This window comes from Pseudoduganella sp. UC29_106 (assembly GCF_044055365.1).
In the GTDB taxonomy this organism is placed as follows: Bacteria; Pseudomonadota; Gammaproteobacteria; order Burkholderiales; family Burkholderiaceae_D; genus Rugamonas.
In genome coordinates this window covers 4,831,869-4,848,872 of record NZ_CP171977.1, presented here as the reverse complement: position 1 = coordinate 4,848,872, position 17,004 = coordinate 4,831,869, and the positions used below count along the sequence as shown (strand labels likewise).

The 17,004-nt window shown below is 65.7% G+C and carries 12 protein-coding genes; 11 read left to right on the top strand and 1 reads right to left on the bottom strand.

What is annotated here, in order from left to right; genetic code table 11:
- Positions 1–68 precede the first annotated feature (68 nt).
- Genes ACHMW6_RS24310 through pbpC form a run of 3 tightly spaced genes read left to right on the top strand, consistent with a single transcriptional unit; the run spans position 69 to position 7,986 of the window.
- Positions 69–1,424 (top strand): hypothetical protein, encoded by a 1,356-nt coding sequence (locus tag ACHMW6_RS24310; RefSeq protein ID WP_395400633.1) that lies wholly within the window; start codon positions 69–71, stop codon positions 1,422–1,424.
- Positions 1,313–5,908: an alpha-2-macroglobulin family protein gene (locus tag ACHMW6_RS24305; protein ID WP_395400631.1), complete on the top strand. Its 4,596-nt coding sequence runs from the start codon at positions 1,313–1,315 to the stop codon at positions 5,906–5,908. Before ACHMW6_RS24310 ends, ACHMW6_RS24305 begins: the two co-directional genes overlap by 112 nt.
- A complete protein-coding gene (gene pbpC, locus ACHMW6_RS24300) occupies positions 5,905–7,986 on the top strand; it encodes a penicillin-binding protein 1C (RefSeq protein ID WP_395400629.1) in 2,082 nt (693 codons plus the stop codon). Before ACHMW6_RS24305 ends, pbpC begins: the two co-directional genes overlap by 4 nt.
- A 46-nt stretch (positions 7,987–8,032) precedes the next feature.
- Here pbpC and ACHMW6_RS24295 read toward each other — a convergent pair whose 3' ends face one another.
- Positions 8,033–8,719: a Bax inhibitor-1/YccA family protein gene (locus ACHMW6_RS24295; protein ID WP_395400627.1), complete on the bottom strand. Its 687-nt coding sequence runs from the start codon at positions 8,717–8,719 to the stop codon at positions 8,033–8,035.
- A gap of 208 nt (positions 8,720–8,927) precedes the next feature.
- Here ACHMW6_RS24295 and ndk point away from each other — a divergent pair, with 208 nt between their 5' ends.
- The 8 genes from ndk (at position 8,928) to bamB (ending at position 16,999) form a co-directional block, all read left to right on the top strand.
- Positions 8,928–9,353 (top strand): nucleoside-diphosphate kinase, encoded by a 426-nt coding sequence (gene ndk, locus ACHMW6_RS24290; protein ID WP_395400625.1) that lies wholly within the window; start codon positions 8,928–8,930, stop codon positions 9,351–9,353.
- A gap of 92 nt (positions 9,354–9,445) precedes the next feature.
- Positions 9,446–10,621 carry a 23S rRNA (adenine(2503)-C(2))-methyltransferase RlmN gene (gene rlmN / locus ACHMW6_RS24285; RefSeq protein WP_395400623.1) on the top strand — a complete coding sequence of 392 codons (1,176 nt, stop codon included), beginning with the start codon at positions 9,446–9,448 and terminating at the stop codon, positions 10,619–10,621.
- Entirely contained in the window at positions 10,621–11,442 is an 822-nt protein-coding gene (gene pilW, locus ACHMW6_RS24280; protein ID WP_395400621.1) for a type IV pilus biogenesis/stability protein PilW, read from the top strand. The genes rlmN and pilW overlap by 1 nt, the downstream gene beginning before the upstream one ends.
- Before the next feature lie 13 nt (positions 11,443–11,455).
- Positions 11,456–12,538 (top strand): helix-turn-helix domain-containing protein, encoded by a 1,083-nt coding sequence (locus ACHMW6_RS24275; protein WP_395400619.1) that lies wholly within the window; start codon positions 11,456–11,458, stop codon positions 12,536–12,538.
- Between the two features lie 12 nt (positions 12,539–12,550).
- The gene (ispG, locus tag ACHMW6_RS24270; RefSeq protein WP_395400617.1) at positions 12,551–13,810 is read left to right on the top strand and encodes a flavodoxin-dependent (E)-4-hydroxy-3-methylbut-2-enyl-diphosphate synthase; all 1,260 of its coding nucleotides are present in this window, start codon (positions 12,551–12,553) and stop codon (positions 13,808–13,810) included.
- A 7-nt stretch (positions 13,811–13,817) separates the two neighbouring features.
- Positions 13,818–15,167 (top strand): histidine--tRNA ligase, encoded by a 1,350-nt coding sequence (hisS, locus tag ACHMW6_RS24265; RefSeq protein ID WP_395400615.1) that lies wholly within the window; start codon positions 13,818–13,820, stop codon positions 15,165–15,167.
- 26 nt (positions 15,168–15,193) lie between these two features.
- Complete coding sequence (locus ACHMW6_RS24260) at positions 15,194–15,838, top strand: YfgM family protein (RefSeq protein WP_395400613.1); 645 nt, start codon at positions 15,194–15,196, stop codon at positions 15,836–15,838.
- A 3-nt stretch (positions 15,839–15,841) separates the two neighbouring features.
- Positions 15,842–16,999: an outer membrane protein assembly factor BamB gene (bamB, locus tag ACHMW6_RS24255; RefSeq protein ID WP_395400611.1), complete on the top strand. Its 1,158-nt coding sequence runs from the start codon at positions 15,842–15,844 to the stop codon at positions 16,997–16,999.
- Positions 17,000–17,004 lie beyond the last annotated feature (5 nt).

The window sequence follows — 17,004 nt, the reverse complement described above, 5'->3', positions numbered from 1 at the left end:
ATGCCTTGACAGCCGTTGTGGATGTTGCAACACTCGTAGCTCTACGACCGTTCGTAACCGGAGCTACGATGCGCTTCCTGTCCGCAGTACTGTGCCTCCTTTCCCTGCCGCTTGCGGCAGGCGCCCAATCCATCACTTCCTTCTCGCCCGACGGCACCGTCAAGGGCGTGCGCCAGGTGCAGGTGCGCTTCGAGACGCAGATGGTGGCGTTTGGCGATTTGCGCCTGCCCGATCCGATGGACATCGATTGCCCCGAGAAGGGCAAAGGGCGCTGGATCGACGGCAGCAGCTGGAGCTACGACTTCGTGCGCGACCTGCCGGCGGGTATTGCCTGCCGCTTCACGCTGAAGCCCGGCCTGCGCGACCTGGCCGGCGCGGCGCTGAAAGGGCAGGGCGACTACACTTTCAATACCGGCGGGCCGGTGGTGGTCGAGCAGTTGCCGCGCGGGGATATCGACGAGAACCAGGTCTTCGTGCTGGCGCTGGATGCGGTGCCGGACGAGCGCACTATCGTGCCGCACGCCTGGTGCCGCGCGGACGGCGTCAACGAGCGCATTCCGGTTCGGTTGCTTGAGGGCGCTGAACGCCAGCAGGTGCTGGACGCGCGCAAGAACTTCCTCGACCGCCAGTTGCACGTCTATTTCGCCGCGCGCGGCGTGGTGTGGCGCGCCGCCACGCGCGTCCGCAATTCGGGCAAGGAGAAGCTGCCCGTGGCCTTGCTGCGGTGTGCGCGCACGCTGCCGGCCGGGGCGAAGATGGCGCTGGTGTGGGGCGCGGGCATCGCGACCGAGACCGGCATCGCCAATACCCAGGACCAGGAGCTGCCGTTCCAGGTCCGTCCCGATTTCAGCGCGCGCTTCAGCTGCGAGCGCATGCGGCGGGGCGGGCACTGCATTCCTATCCTGCCGATGACTTTGTCCTTCAGCGCGCCGGTCAGCATGGCCGATGCGGGGGCGATCAGGTTGACCGGTCCGCGCGGCGCTTCCTGGACGCCGCAATTCGGCGCCGAGCAGGCGAAGGCCAGCCATGTGGACTCCGTTTCTTTCGTTGGCCCGTTTCCGGAGAAGGCGACGCTGAAGCTCGCATTGCCACCGCAGCTGCGCGATGACGCCGGCCGCACGCTGATCAACCAGTCGCGCTTCCCCTTGACCGTACTGACCGACGAGCAGCCGCCGCTGGTGAAGTTCCCCGCCCGCTTCGGCATCATCGAAGCGCGCGGCGACCGCCTGCTGCCCGTCACCGTTCGCAACATCGAAGCCCCCAGCGCCTCCCGTCCCGCCGCCAATGCGTCCCCCCGGCCGCCCCCGCGCCTGTGCCCGCTGGCGCCACGGACGCGTCGACCCCTGCGCGCGCGGCGGTCGCAGGGCCGTCCGCTGCGTCGGGCGAAGCGGGCGGCGCGGGACGATCTGGCGGCCCGACGGTAAGTGGCCGTGTGCTGCGCATCGCCGACAACCAGGACCTCGAAGTCATCAAGTGGATGAAACGTCTGAGCGGCGGCGGAGAAAGCGAGGGCTGGCAAACCTCCGAGCAGTATCAGGAAAGCCTCGCCAAGCCGCTGCTGGACAAAGCCGGCGAACAGTTCACGCTGCCCAAACCCAACGGACGCGCCGCGTTCGAAGTCATCGGCATCCCGCTCAAGCAGCCGGGTTTTTACGTGGTCGAACTGGCCAGCCCCAAGCTGGGCGCCGGCGTCACGCCCCATGGCGGCACCGCGTATGTGAACAGCGCCGCCCTGGTCACCAATCTGGCCGCCCACTTCAAGCACGGCGCGCATTCATCGATCGTGTGGGTCACAACACTGGACAAGGCCCGGCCAGTCGGCAAAGCCCAGGTCACGATCCGCGCCTGCGACGGTAGGCAGTTGTGGCAGGGCGCCACCGACAGCAACGGCATCGCGCGCATCAACGAAGAACTGCCAACCGTCAAATGCGGCTACAACGCCGCCTACTTCGTCAGCGCCCGCAGCGGCGGCGACTTCACGTTCACCCTGTCCGACTGGAACCGCGGCATCGAAAGCTGGCGCTTCAACCTGCCGACGGACGGCCCGCGCGCGGACAACGTCATCACCAGCACCGTCTTCGACCGCACCCTGCTGCGCGCCGGTGAAACGGTGCACATGAAGCACATCCTGCGCCGCCACACGCAGCAAGGCTTCGCGCTGGTCAAGGCCGGCGACAAACCCGGCGACGATGAACGCAACTGGTACGCCCGCTCGCGCGGCGTGAGCGACAACGCGCCGCTGCCCGCGAAGATGTTCATCCTGCACGAGGGCAGCGACCAGAAATACGAACTGCCCGTCAGCTGGGCCGCCAATGGCAGCGCCGGCAACGAATGGAAGATCCCTGCCGACGCCAAGCAAGGCTGGTATGAAATTCTGCTCGGCGGCCGCACTGCGGGGCGCTTCCGCGTCGAACAGTTCCGCGTGCCGACCATGAAAGCCACGCTGCAAGGGCCGAAAGCCCCGGCCGTGCAGCCACAATCGGTCACGCTGGACGCGCAGCTCATGTACCTTTCCGGCGGCGCGGCAGCCGGCGCGCCGGTCAAGCTGCGCACGCAGGTCGAGCCGCGCGCCGTCAGCTTCCCCGATTACGAAGGCTTCTCCTTCGCCGCCGGCGATGTGAAGGAAGGCGTCGAACACGCCGGCCCGGCCTTCGATGAAGACGAAGGCGAGTTCGAGGAAGGCGAGGAGGGCGAGCGCCCCGGCGCCCCAGCCACGCGCAGCCTCACGCTGGACAATGCCGGCGGCGCCCGCATCAGCATCGACCAACTGCCGCCTGTCGCCAGGCCGCAGGAACTGCTGGCCGAAATGTCCTGGCAGGACGCGAACGGTGAAACCCTGACTTCGTCCACCCACGTGCCGCTGTGGCCCTCCGGCGTGGTGATCGGCCTACAGCCCGATGGCTGGGTGGCCAGCAAGGACAAGCTCAAATTCACGGTCGTGGTGCTCGACGTGAACGGTAAGCCGGTGGCGGATGCCCAGGTGGCGGTCGACTACTTCCGCCGCCAGCACTACTCGCACCGCCGGCGCCTGATCGGCGGCTTCTACGCCTACGAAAACAGCGCCGAAGTCAAGGCGCTTGGCCCTGCCTGCAGCGGCAGGACAGACGCCAAAGGCCTGCTGATCTGCGAAGTGAAAGCGCCCGCCTCGGGCAACATCATCCTGCGCGCCGCGACCCAGGACAGCGAAGGCCGCCGCGCCGTCACCAACCGCGAAACCTGGGTGGCCGACAGTGAAGACTGGTGGTTCGGCGCCACCGACAGCGACCGCATCGACCTGCTGCCCGAACAGAAGCGCTACGAGCCGGGGCAGGAAGCCAGCTTCCAGGTGCGCATGCCCTTCCGCGAAGCGACCGCGCTGATCACGGTCGAACGCGAAGGCGTGATCGACACTTATGTGCGTCAACTGAGCGGCAAAGCGCCCGTGTTTACGATCCCCGTGAAGCCCACTTACGCACCGAATGTCTACGTTTCCGCCCTGGTCGTGCGGGGACGCGTAAGCGGAGTCGCGCCCACTGCGCTGGTCGATCTCGGCAAGCCCGCATACAAGCTCGGCATCACGCCCTTGCGCGTCGGCTGGTCCGCCAACGAACTGAAAGTCCAGGTCACGGCGGACAAGCAGGTCTACAAGGTGCGCGACAAGGCCGCCGTGAAAGTCAGCGTGCGACGCGCGGACGGCAGCACGCCGCCCGCCGGCACCGAAATCGCGCTGGCCGCCGTCGATGTCGGCCTGCTGGAGCTGATGCCCAATGCCAGCTGGGACTTGCTGGAAGCGATGATGCAGCAGCGCAGCCTGCAGGTGCACACGGCGACTGCGCAAATGCAGGTGATGGGCAAGCGCCACTTCGGCCGCAAGGCCGTGACGCACGGCGGTGGCGGCGGCAAGGGCGCGGGGCGCGAACTTTTCGACACGCTGCTGTTCTGGAACGCCCGCATCACGCTGGACGCCAACGGCGAGGCCACTGCCCAGGTGCCGCTGAACGATTCGCTGACGGCCTTCCGCATCGTCGCTATCGCCACCGGCGGCGTCGAGATGTTCGGCACCGGTCGCGCCGATATCCGCAGTACGCAGGACGTGATGCTGCTCAGCGGCCTGCCGCCGCTGATGCGCGAGGGCGACCGCTTCCGCGCCGGCTTCACGCTGCGCAATACAACCGACGCGCCGCTGCGCGTTGGCCTGGCGGCCAGCGTATCCGGCAAGCCGCTGGCGGCGCAGAGCGCGACCATCGCGGCCGGAGAGGCGCGCGAGATCGGCTGGGATTACACGGTGCCGGTGGGAGCGCCGGAGCTGGTGTGGGATGTCAGCGCGGCCGTCGCCGATGCAGGAGGCGCGACCGACAAGCTGCGCGTGAAGCAGGCCGTCAAGCCGGCAGTGCCGGTGCGCACGCTGCAGGCCACGCTGCTGCAACTGGATGCGCCGCGCAGCATGCAGGTGGCCGTACCTGGGGACGCGCTGCCGGGGCGGGGCGGCGTGCAGGTGCTGTTCGCTTCGCGCCTTGGCAGCGAGTTGCCAGGCGTGCGCGAGTACATGAGCGCTTACCCTTACACCTGCATGGAGCAGCAAGTGTCGCGCTCGATCGCGCTGCGCGATGCTGAAGGCTGGCAGCGAACGGCCGACCGGCTGGCCAGCCATCTGGACGGCGACGGCCTGCTGAAATACTTCCCGATCATGGAGCAGGGCAGCGATGTGCTGACAGCCTATGTGCTGTCGGTCGCCCACGAAGCCGGCTACGCCGTGCCGGACCTGCAGCGGCAGCGCATGCTCGATGCGCTGGAAGGCTTCATCTATGGCCGCATCATACGCGGCTCGCCGCTGGCAACCGCCGACCTGGCGGTGCGCAAGGTGGCGGCACTGGAGGCGCTGTCGCGCGCCCAGCGCGTGAAGCCGGACATGCTGGAGTCCTTTGCGATCGCGCCCAACCTGTGGCCGACTTCCGCGGTCATCGACTGGTACCTGATCCTGCAGCGTACGCCCGCGTTGCCGCAGCGCGCGGCGCGGCTGAAAGAGGCCGAGCAGATCCTGCGCGCGCGCCTGAACCTGCAAGGCACGACGATGACGTTCTCCACCGAGCGCAAGGATGACTGGTGGTGGCTGATGGCGTCCACCGACGCAAACGCCAACCGCCTGCTGCTGGCCATGCTGGAGCAGCCGGGTTGGCAGGCGGACATGGGCCGCATTGCCACCGGCGCGCTGGGCCGGCAGAAGAAAGGCCGCTGGAATACGACCGTCGCCAATGCCTGGGGCGTGCTGGCGTTAGAAAAGTTCTCGAATAGGTTTGAATCCACGCCGGTCAATGGCAACAGCAGCGCGGCGCTGGGCGGCGTCACCAAGAGCGCCGCGCTGGCGCCGGCTGCGCCGAAAGCCAGTGTGCAGCTGCCGTGGCCCGGCGCCGCAGCGGAACTGCAACTGAAGCATGAGGGCAGCGGCAAGCCGTGGGCGACAGTGCAAAGCCGCGCCGCCATTCCGCTGAAGGCGCCGCTGTCCAGCGGCTACGCCATCCGCAAGACGATCACACCGGTGGACCAGGCGGCGAAGGGCGCGTGGTCGCGCGGCGACGTTTACCGCGTGCGCCTGGAACTGGAAGCGCAGAGCGATATGACGTGGGTCGTGGTCGATGATCCGATTCCAGCCAGCGCCAGTGTGCTCGGCACGGGCCTGGGCGGCGATTCAAAGATCCTGACCCAGGACGAGAAGCAAAAGGGCGGCTGGGTGTGGCCGGCCTTCCAGGAGCGTACTTTCGATGCCTTCCGCAGCTATTTCGAGTACGTCCCGAAAGGCAAATGGACGGTCGAGTACACGGTTCGCCTGAATAATGCCGGCCAGTTCCTCTTGCCGCCGACGCGCGTGGAAGCGATGTACAGTCCCGAAATGTTTGGCGAGCTGCCCAATGCGCCCGTCACGGTGAAATGAAGCTGGCGCTTGCATTGATCTTCGCGGCCGGCGCGGCATCTGCTGCCGCGGCGCCAACGTATGAGCAGGTGAGGGCGGCCTGGCGCTCGTCCGACGCCGTGCTGCTGGACCGGCATGGCGATGCGCTGCAGTCGCTGCGCATCGGGCTGCATGCGCGCCGCCAGCAGTGGACGGCGCTGACGGACATCTCGCCCGCGCTGCCGCTGGCGGTGCTGCAAGCCGAAGACCAGCGTTTCATGCAGCACGGCGGCGTAGACCTGAAGGCCATGGGGCAGGCGGCGTGGGACAATCTGTTCCGTGAGCGCCCGCGCGGCGCGTCCACCATCACCATGCAGCTGGCGGGCCTGCTCGACCCGGCGCTGCAGCCAAAGAGCGCCGGCGGCCGCAGCCTGGGCCAGAAGTGGGACCAGATGAAGGCTGCGCGCGAACTCGATGCCGCCTGGACCAAGCAGCAGATCCTGGAGGCCTACCTGAACCTGGCCGGCTTCCGCGGCGAATTGCAGGGTGTGAATGCGGCCGCCCACGGCTTGTTCGGCAAAGATCCATCGGGCCTCACCGTCAGCGAATCGGCCATCCTGGCGGCGCTGCTGCGCGGCCCCTCCGCGGCGCCGAACGTGGTTGCGCGGCGGGCCTGTGCATTGGCGGCGGAGCTGAAGGCCACGGCCAGTTGCCGCGATATCGAGACGGACGCCTTGCTGGCTTTCAATCGGCCGCCCACGATGCCGGCGCTGCCGGCCGCGCCGCATGCTGCGCGCCTGCTGCTGAAGGCGCCCGGCCAGCAGGAGCGCAGCACGCTGGATGGACCGCTGCAGCGCCAGGTGCAGGAAGTGCTGCGGCAGCAGATCATGTCCCTGCGCGAGCGGAATGTGAACGATGGCGCGGTGCTGGTGGTGGACAATGCCAGCGGCGAGATCCTGGCCTATGTCGGCAACGCGGGCGGCAGCGAAGTCGATGGCGTGGCGGCGCTGCGCCAGGCCGGGTCCACGCTCAAGCCATTCCTGTATGAGCTGGCGCTGGAGCGCCGCCTGATCACGGCCGCCTCGCTGATGGACGATTCACCGGTGGATATCTCCACCACTTCCGGCCTGTACATCCCGCAGAACTACGACCGCGAATTCAGGGGCTATGTCAGCGCCCGCACCAGCCTTGCCAGCTCGCTCAACGTGCCCGCCGTGCGCACGCTGGTGCTGGTGGGCCTGGACCGCTTCCACGAACGCCTGCGTGCGCTGGGCTTCGACAGCCTGACCGAGGCGCCGGAGTACTACGGCTACTCGCTGGCGCTGGGTTCCGCCGAAGTCTCGCTGCTGGAGCTGGCCAATGCCTACCGCACGCTCGCCAACGGCGGGGGCCATGGCCCGCTCACGCTGCGCCTGCGTGCGCCGTCTGCGCCACGCGCCGTGCTCGATCCTGCCGCTGCCTGGATCGTCAGCGACATCCTCTCCGACCGCGGCGCGCGCGCCATCACCTTCGGGCTGAAGAACGAACTTGCCGCGACCTACTGGGCCGCCGTCAAGACCGGCACCAGCAAGGACATGCGCGACAACTGGTGCATCGGCTACAGCGCCCGCTACACGGTGGCCGTCTGGGTCGGCAATTTTGCCGGCGAGCCGATGTGGGATGTTTCCGGCGTCACCGGCGCCGCCCCTGTGTGGCGCGACGTGATGGACTACCTGCACCGCAATGCGCCCGCACAGCCGCCGCAAGCGCCGCGCGGCGTGCTGCGCAGGCAGGTGCGCTTCCACCCCGCGGTCGAACCGCCGCGCGAGGAGTGGTTCCTGGCCGGCACCGAGACTTCGGAAGTGGCGCTGGTGGCCGGCGCCCAGCGCAGTCCGCGCATTCTCTATCCGGCCGACTCCAGCATCCTCGCCCTCGATCCGGGCATTCCGCCCGACCGCCAGCGCGTGCTGTTCGAAGCCCAGGCGGCCCAGGGCCTGCAATGGCAACTGAACGGCCAGCCCCTCGGCCCCGCCGACCGCCCTTACAGCTGGCAGCCCACGCCGGGCGCGCATGAACTGGTTCTCACCAACGGCGCCACCGTCATCGCCCGCGCTACTTTTCACGTGCGCGGCGCGCAATAAAAAAAGCCGGCGCAGGGCCGGCTTTTTCTGAGGGGCAGGGGAGCGCTTATTCGCGGCTGCCGCCCAGGCCCAGCAGGGCCAGCAGGTTGGTGAAGATGTTGTACAGGTCCAGGTACAGGGCCAGGGTGGCGCGGATGTAGTTGGTCTCGCCGCCGTTGACGATCTGCTGCACGTCAAAAATGATGTAGGCCGAGAAGATCGCGATCGCCAGCACGGAGATCGTGATCGCCAGGGCGCCCATGCCCAGGAAGATGTTCGCCACCGACGCCAGGATCAGCACGATCACGCCGGCGAACAGCCACTTGCCCATCATCGAGAAGTCGCGCTTGGTCACGGTCGCGTAGCTGGCCAGGGCCAGGAAGATGACCGAAGTGCCGCCGAAGGCCGTCATGATCAGCTGGCCGCCGTTGCTGTAGCCCAGCGTGCGCTGCAGCAGGGGCGTGAGCAGCAGGCCCATGAAGAAGGTGAAGCCGAGCAGGAGGGCGACGCCCAGGCCGCTATCCTTGTTCTTCTCGATACCCCAGATGAAGCCGAACGCGATACCCATGAACAGCAGGAAGCCCAGGAAACCGCGCGGGACCGGCACGCCGAACGCGACGCCGATGGCGGCGCCCAGCACAGTCGGGATCATCGACAGGGCCAGCAGCCAGTAAGTATTGCGCAGTACCTTGTTGCGGGTGGCAACGGTGGTGCTGCCCGACAGGTCATAGACAGATTGCAGATTGTGTTCCATTGAAATGCCTCCATTGCGGTACGGTGTACCTCTTGCTAAAAGCATAGCATGCAGGGGGCGGAAAATGAAAATTCCTGGCTTAGACCCGGCTTAAAACGGATTTCCCCTGCCGTGCTATCGAATATGCAGGGGGTTCTATGGTAAAATCGCCGGTTGATCCAGATATCAATTTTGTTTTAAACCTTTCTTTTTATTGGAGTTTTTCATAATGGCAATCGAACGCACCCTGTCGATCATCAAACCGGACGCAGTAGCCAAGAACGTGATCGGCCAGATCTACAGCCGTTTCGAAGGCGCAGGCCTGAAGGTGGTAGCTGCCCGCATGACCCAACTGTCCCGCGCTGAAGCCGAAGGCTTCTACGCTGTTCACGCCGCCCGTCCTTTCTTCAAGGACCTGGTGGACTTCATGATTTCCGGTCCTGTGATGATCCAGGTTCTGGAAGGTGAAGGCGCGATCGGCAAGAACCGCGACCTGATGGGCGCCACGGATCCGAAGAAAGCCGAAAAAGGCACCATCCGCGCCGATTTCGCTGACTCCATCGATGCGAACGCCGTGCACGGTTCCGACGCAGCCGAAACCGCTGCTGTGGAAATCGCTTACTTCTTCCCGGCACTGAACGTTTACTCCCGTTAATTTTTTTTAACGGTTGTACTGTAGTAAAGTAGTATTGCGCTTGCCCCGGTCCCATGGTCCGGGCAAAGGCTTTTTTGAATATTGAGCAAGAAATGACGGAATCGACTCTCACTAACCTGCTGGATCTGGATCCGGAGCAATTAGTAGCCTACTGCGCCGAGTTGGGTGAGAAGCCTTTCCGCGCAAAACAGCTGCAACGCTGGATCCACCAGTTCGGTGCGTCCGACTTTGACAGCATGACCGACCTCGCCAAATCGCTGCGCGAGAAGCTGAAGACGCGCGCCCACATCACGGCGCCGGCCGTCATCAGCGACCATACCTCCGCCGACGGCACCCGCAAATGGCTGGTGGACGTGGGCAATGGCAATGCCGTGGAAACCGTGTTCATCCCGGAAGAGAACCGTGGCACGCTGTGCATCTCGACCCAGGCCGGCTGCGCCGTGAACTGCCGCTTCTGCTCGACCGGCAAGCAGGGCTTCAACCGCAACCTGACCGTGGGCGAAATCATCGGCCAGCTGTGGATGGCCGAATTCGCGCTGCGCCAGACGCACGGCATCGAGCCGGGCCCGAAGGGCGAGCGCCAGATCACCAACGTGGTCATGATGGGCATGGGCGAGCCGCTGCTGAACTACGGCCCGACCGCCACCGCGCTCAAGCTGATGCTGGACGATAACGCCTACGGCCTGTCGCGCCGCCGCGTGACCCTGTCCACTTCGGGCGTGGTGCCGATGATCGACAAGCTGTCGCAGGATGTGCCGGTGGCGCTGGCCGTGTCGCTGCACGCCTCGAACGATGCGCTGCGCGACGAGCTGGTCCCGCTGAACAGGAAGTACCCGTTGGCCGAGCTGCTGTCGGCCTGCAAGCGCTATCTGGAATTTGCACCGCGCGATTTCATCACCTTCGAGTACTGCATGCTGGACGGTTATAACGACACCGACGAGCATGCGCGCGAACTGATCGCCCTGGTGAACCATCCGCAATATGGCGTGAACTGCAAGTTCAACCTGATTCCTTTCAACCCCTTCCCGGAATCGGGCCTGCTGCGCTCCAAGAATCCGCGCATCAAGGCTTTCGCCCAGATTCTGATGGACGCGGGCATCGTGACCACCATCCGCAAGACCCGCGGCGACGATATCGACGCGGCCTGCGGCCAGCTGGCAGGCGAGGTGAAGGACCGTACCCGCGTGCAGGAGCGCATGGGCAAGATGACCGAGTACCAGCAGAAATACGGCGCCGATTTCGGCAAGATTGTGGAGATCCGTTCCTGATGACCGACTTCGCCCAGCGCCGCAGCACCCGCCTGGCCGCCCTTGCGCTGGCTGGTGTGCTGGCCGGTTGCGCGGGCAGCGGCAGCACCACTGGCCCGAGCGGCAAGGCCGAACTGGCCACCGCCTCCGACCAGACCTCCGCCCAGAAGCGCGCCGAGATCCGCATGCAGCTGGCGGTCGGTTATTTCGAGCAGGGCCAGGTGCAGGTCGCGCTGGACGAGATCAAGAAAGCGATCGCCGCCGATCCGACCTATGCGGACGCCTACGGCATGCGCGCCGTGATCTATATGCGCATGGGCGAGAACGAGCTGGCGAACGATAACTTCATGCACGCGCTGAAGCTGGCGCCGAACAATCCGGAACTGAACAACAACTACGGTTCCTATCTGTGCCAGAAGGGCCGCGTGCCGGAGTCGTTCAAGTATTTCGACGCGGCGCTGGGCAACCGCATGTACCAGTCGCCCGCGAGTGCGATGAACAATGCGGGCGATTGCGCGCTGAAGATCAGGGACTATGGCCTGGCGGAGAAGTATCTGCTGCAGGCCTTGCAGATCACGCCGGATCTGCCGGTTACGAACGCCAATATGGCACGGGTGTATTACCAGCGCCGCGATTATCCGCGCGCCAGTTTCTTCATCACCCGGCTGGGTAAAGTAGCCAAGACGGACAGCCTGTCAGCCGATGTGCTGTGGCTGGCGATTAAGGTGCAGCACAAGATGGGTGACCAGGGTGCGGAGCAGGGCTGGGCCACTCAGCTGCGCCGCCATCATGCGAACTCGCCCGAATACGCTGCATATCAACGTGGGGCGTTTGATGAGTGATACAGGGGTACAAATGGATTCTGAATGGCAGGAAGAGCCGAAAAACCAGCGTCATGCTTCCTCGCCCGGAGCAGAACTGGCGACGGCGCGTGAATCGCTGGGCCTGACGGTGGACCAGATCGCGGACCAGCTGAAGCTGGCGCCGCGCCAGGTGCTTGCGATCGAGCAGGCGGATTACGATGCGCTGCCGAATATGGCGGTGACGCGCGGCTTCATCCGCGCCTACGCCAAGGCCGTGCGCCTCGATCCAGCGCCGCTGGTGGCGATGATTGAAGTGGAAAGCACGCTGGGCCACGCCACGGCGACCGTGCGTCCGACCAGGGTAACGGCTTCGTTCAACGAATCGCGCTTCCCGACGCTGACCGAGCGCCAGGGCAAGCCGATGGGCGCCATCATCGGCGGTATCGCCGTGCTGGCCCTGCTGGCCGCGGCCGGCGCCTGGAAGGCGGGCCTGATTTCGCCGGCCAGCTTCGGTGCGAAAAATCCCGCGGTGACCGGCGAGGGCGCTACCGGCGTGACGACCACGCCGCTGAACGGCGGCGCGCCGGCTGCGCAGCCGGCCGCCCAGCCAGCTGCACCGGCTGCCGGGCAGGCGCCGCTGCAGTCGCCGAATGTGCCGCTGATTTCCGTGCCGCCGCAGCCTGGCAGCGCGGCGACCGCGCCGGCCACCATGCCGGGCGCCGGCATCAATCCGGCCGCACCGGCAGGCCCGGTGGCAGCGCCGGGCGCGCCGGCCGCACCGGGCGTGGCGCCGGCGCCGGCCGCAGCGCAACCTGCCGCACCGGCGCCTGCCGCAACCCAGCCCGCAGCGGCGCCTGCCGCTGCAGCGCCTGCGCCAGCGGCTGCCGCGCCTGCCGGCGGCGGCAAGCTGGTGCTGAATGTGAAGGAAGATTCGTGGGTCGAGATCCGCCGTCCGGGCGCGAACTCGCTGATCGCGCGCCTCGTGAAGGCGGGCAGCACCGAGACCTTTGATGTGCGTCCGAAGGACCTGGTCATCGTCGGCAAGCCGACCGGCGTGCAGGCGACGCTGCAGGGTGCACCGATGGAGCTGCCGCCAATCGCGGGCGGCACCATCTCTCGCGTGAACATCAAGTAAAGAGTGAAGCACATGTCCGATTCGAACAATCCCATCCCATCGGGACCGCAGGCACGCCGCGCCAGCCGCCGCGTGCTGGTGCAGTATGGTGAGCGCAAGATCTGGGTCGGCGGCGATGCGCCTGTGGTCGTGCAGTCGATGACCAATACCGACACCGCGGACGCCGTGGCGACCGCGATCCAGATCAAGGAACTGGCGCGCGCCGGCTCGGAACTGGTGCGCCTGACGGTGGACCGTCCGGAAGCGGCAGCCGCCGTGCCATACATCCGCGACCAGCTGGACAAGATGGGCATCGATGTGCCGCTGGTGGGCGACTTCCACTACAACGGCCACACGCTGCTGACCGACTATCCGGACTGCGCCGCCGCGCTGTCGAAGTACCGCATCAATCCGGGCAATGTGGGCAAGGGCGCCAAGCGCGACACCCAGTTCGCCCAGATGATTGAAGTGGCGGCCAAGCATGACAAGCCGGTGCGCATCGGCGTCAACTGGGGTTCGCTGGACCAGGCGCTGCTGGCGCGCATCATGGACGAAAATGCGTCGCGCGAAAATCCGTGGAGCGCGCAAGCCGTGATGTACGAGGCGCTGATCACCTCGGCCATCGAGAACGCGCAGCGCGCCGAAGAACTGGGCCTGGGCCGCGACAAGATCATCCTGTCCTGCAAGGTCTCCGGCGTGCAGGACCTGATTGCCGTTTACCGCGAACTGTCCAGGCGCTGCGACTATCCGCTGCACCTGGGCCTGACCGAAGCGGGCATGGGCAGCAAGGGCATCGTGGCTTCGACCGCCGCGCTGTCGGTGCTGCTGCAAGAGGGCATCGGCGACACCATCCGCATTTCGCTGACCCCGGAACCGGGCGGCGACCGTACGAAAGAAGTGGTGGTGGGCCAGGAAATCCTGCAGACCATGGGCCTGCGCAAGTTCACCCCGATGGTGATTGCCTGCCCGGGCTGCGGCCGCACCACGTCCACCGTGTTCCAGGAGCTGGCGGACGATATCCAGAGCTATCTGCGCGAGCAGATGCCCGAGTGGAAAAAACTCTACCCCGGCGTGGAAGCGATGAATGTGGCCGTGATGGGCTGCATCGTCAACGGACCGGGCGAGTCGAAGCACGCCAATATCGGCATCAGCCTGCCCGGCACCGGCGAATCGCCCGCCGCGCCGGTGTTTGTCGACGGCCAGAAAGTGGCGACCCTGCGCGGCGAAGGCATCGTGCAGGAGTTCCAGGCCATTGTGCTCGACTACGTGCAGAAAAATTACAGCAAAGCTTAAAACCGACATGTCCAAAGCCGAAAAGATCACAGCTATCAAGGGGATGAACGATCTCCTGCCGTCCGAAGCCCACCTGTGGGAACTGTTTGAGAACACCGCGCAATCCGTTGTGCAAAGCTATGGCTTCCAGCAGATCCGCACGCCTATCGTGGAAGAGACCCGCCTGTTCTCGCGCGCCATCGGCGCCGTGACGGACATCGTGGAAAAGGAGATGTACTCCTTCGAGGATTCGATGAACGGCGACCAGCTGACGCTGCGCCCGGAAGGCACGGCCGGCGTGGTGCGCGCCGTGCTGGAACATAACCTGGTGTACGACGGCCCGAAGCGCCTGTGGTACAAGGGCCAGATGTTCCGCCACGAGCGTCCGCAGCGCGGCCGCTACCGCCAGTTCCACCAGTTCGGCGCGGAAGCCGTGGGCTTCACCGGCCCGGACGTGGACGCCGAAATGATCATGATGTGCCGCCGCCTGTGGGATGACCTGGGCCTGCAGAACATCCGCCTGGAACTGAACTCCATCGGCGACGCCGAGGAGCGCGCACGCCACCGCGTGGACCTGATCGCCTACCTGCAGCAGCACGAGGAACATCTGGACGCGGACGCCAAGCGCCGCCTGCACACCAACCCGCTGCGCATCCTGGACACCAAGAACCCGGACCTGCAGTCCATCGTGAACAGTGCACCGAAGCTGCTGGACTACCTGGGCGCCGAATCGCTGGCCCACTTCGACGGCGTGAAGAAGATCCTGGACGCCAACGCGATCCAGTACACCATCAACCCCCGCCTGGTGCGCGGCATCGACTACTACAACCGCACCGTGTTCGAATGGGTGACGGACGAACTGGGCGCGCAGGGCACCGTGTGCGCCGGCGGCCGCTATGACCCGCTGATCGAAATGTTCGGCGGCAAGCCGACGCCGGCGGTGGGCTTCGCCATGGGCATCGAGCGCCTGATCGAACTGATGAAAGGCCTGGGCGACACCGCCGTGCCGCGCCAGTGCGACGTGTACATGGTGCACCAGGGCGAAGCAGCCCAGATGCAATCCTTCGTGCTGGCCGAGCGCCTGCGCGACGCGGGCCTGGACGTGATCCTGCACTGCGCCGCCACCAGCGGCCCGGGCAGCTTCAAGTCGCAGATGAAGAAGGCGGATGGCAGCGGCGCTTCCTACGCCGTGATCATCGGCGACGACGAAATCGCCGCCAATGCAGCGAACGTGAAGTCGCTGCGCGGCGAGGAAGGCGAAGCGCAGCAAACCACCGTGCCGTTCGAAGGCGTGGTGGATTACATCGTGGATCAGATCGCAGGTTGTGGAGACGACTGCGATGATCCGAACCACCATCACCACACCCACTATCACTAATCGCATTAACCGATAAAGACTGAAACATGGCATACGATCTCGAAGAACAAGAACAGCTTGCTACTCTCAAGGCGTGGTGGGCGAAATACGGCAATATGAGCACCTGGGTGGTGATCGCGGGCCTGGCCGCCTATTCGGGCTGGACCGGCTGGAATTACTACCAGCGCAGCCAGGCTGCCAACGCTTCCGTGCTGTTCGAGGAAATGCAAAGCGCCGTCGGCAAGGACAACGCCAAGGTGCTGCGCGCCGCCGGCGACATCGAATCGAAGTTCGGCAGCACCGCCTACGCCCAGATGGCTGCGATGGCCGCCGCCAAGTCTTCCTTCGACACCAAGGACCTGAAGTCCGCCAAGGCACAACTGCAGTGGGTGATCGAGCATGGCAACGAAGAATACAAGGCCATCGCGCAAATCCGCCTGGCCGGCGTGCTGCTGGACGAAAAAGCTTATGACGAAGCGCTGAAACTGGTTTCCGCCGAGCCGCTGCCGCAGTTCAAGGCCGCCGCTGCCGACCGCAAGGGCGACATCCTGGCCGCGCAGAACAAGCTGGAAGAGGCGCGCGCCGCCTACAAGGCCGCGCTGGAAGCGAGCGACAAAAAGAACCCGGGCCGCCAGCTGATCCAGCTGAAGCTCGAATCGATCGGCGGCACCGTACCGGAAGAGAAGGCGTAATCCATGCGCGCAACTGGAAAAGTTATCGCAATGAGCGCGATGGCGCTGGCCGTTGCAGGCTGCAGCACCCTCAGCTCCCTGAACCCGTTCAAGAAGGAAGACAAGACGCCGCCGGCCAAGCTGGTGGACATCAAGTCGCCGTCCCCGGTCAAGGTGGTGTGGAAGCATTCCGTCGGCAAGGCCGGCGTGAACGTGTTCACGCCCGCGCTGGCGGACAATAGCCTGTTCGTGGCCGATGCCGACGGCAATGTGGAGCGCCTGGATGCCGCCAGCGGCAAGCAGCTGTGGCGCGCCAAGGCCGGCACCGACCTGACGGCCGGCGTGGGCAGCGACGGCAAGGTGGTCGTGGTGGGCGGCACCAAGGGCAAGGTCATTGCCTTCGATGCAGCCACCGGCAAGGAATTGTGGACGGCCCAGGCCACCAGCGAGATCCTGTCGGCCCCCGTGATCGGCGGCGACGCCGTGATCGTGCGCAGCGTGGACAACCGCATTACCGCTTATGATGAAAAGACGGGCGAGAAGCGCTGGTTTCTGCAGCGCCCGACGCCGGCCCTGACCCTGCGCAATGCGCCGGGCATGGTCGTCGCCGGCACCAATGTGGTGGTGGCGCAGCCGGCCGGCCGCATGCTGGGCCTGGCCCTGTCCAACGGCGTGCCGCGCTTTGAAGTACCGGTGGCCGAGCCGCGCGGCGCCACGGAGCTGGAGCGTGTGTCCGACATCGGCGGCACCCCGGTGGTGTTCGAGCAGGACCTGTGCACCGTGACTTACCAGGGCAAGGTGGGCTGCTTCGACGCCAACACCGGCGCCGCGAAATGGACCAAGGATGCTTCGTCCGACGTGGGCGTGTCCGTCGATCCGCGCTTCGTCTTCGTGGCCGACGACAAGGGCAGCGTGATCGCCTTCAGCCGCGACGGTGGCGCCAGCGCCTGGAAGTCGGACGCGCTGTCCTATCGCCGCCTGTCGACCCCATTGTCCTTCGGCCGCACCGTGGCCGTGGGCGATTTCGAAGGATATGTGCACTTCCTCTCGCGTGAGGATGGCACGATGTTAGGTCGGGTCTCGCTCGACAGCAGCCCGATCAAATCGGTGCCGCTGCTGGCCGGCTCGAATATGATTGTTCAAACTCAAGCAGGTACAGTGGCCGCCATCGCGGCCGAGTAACAAGA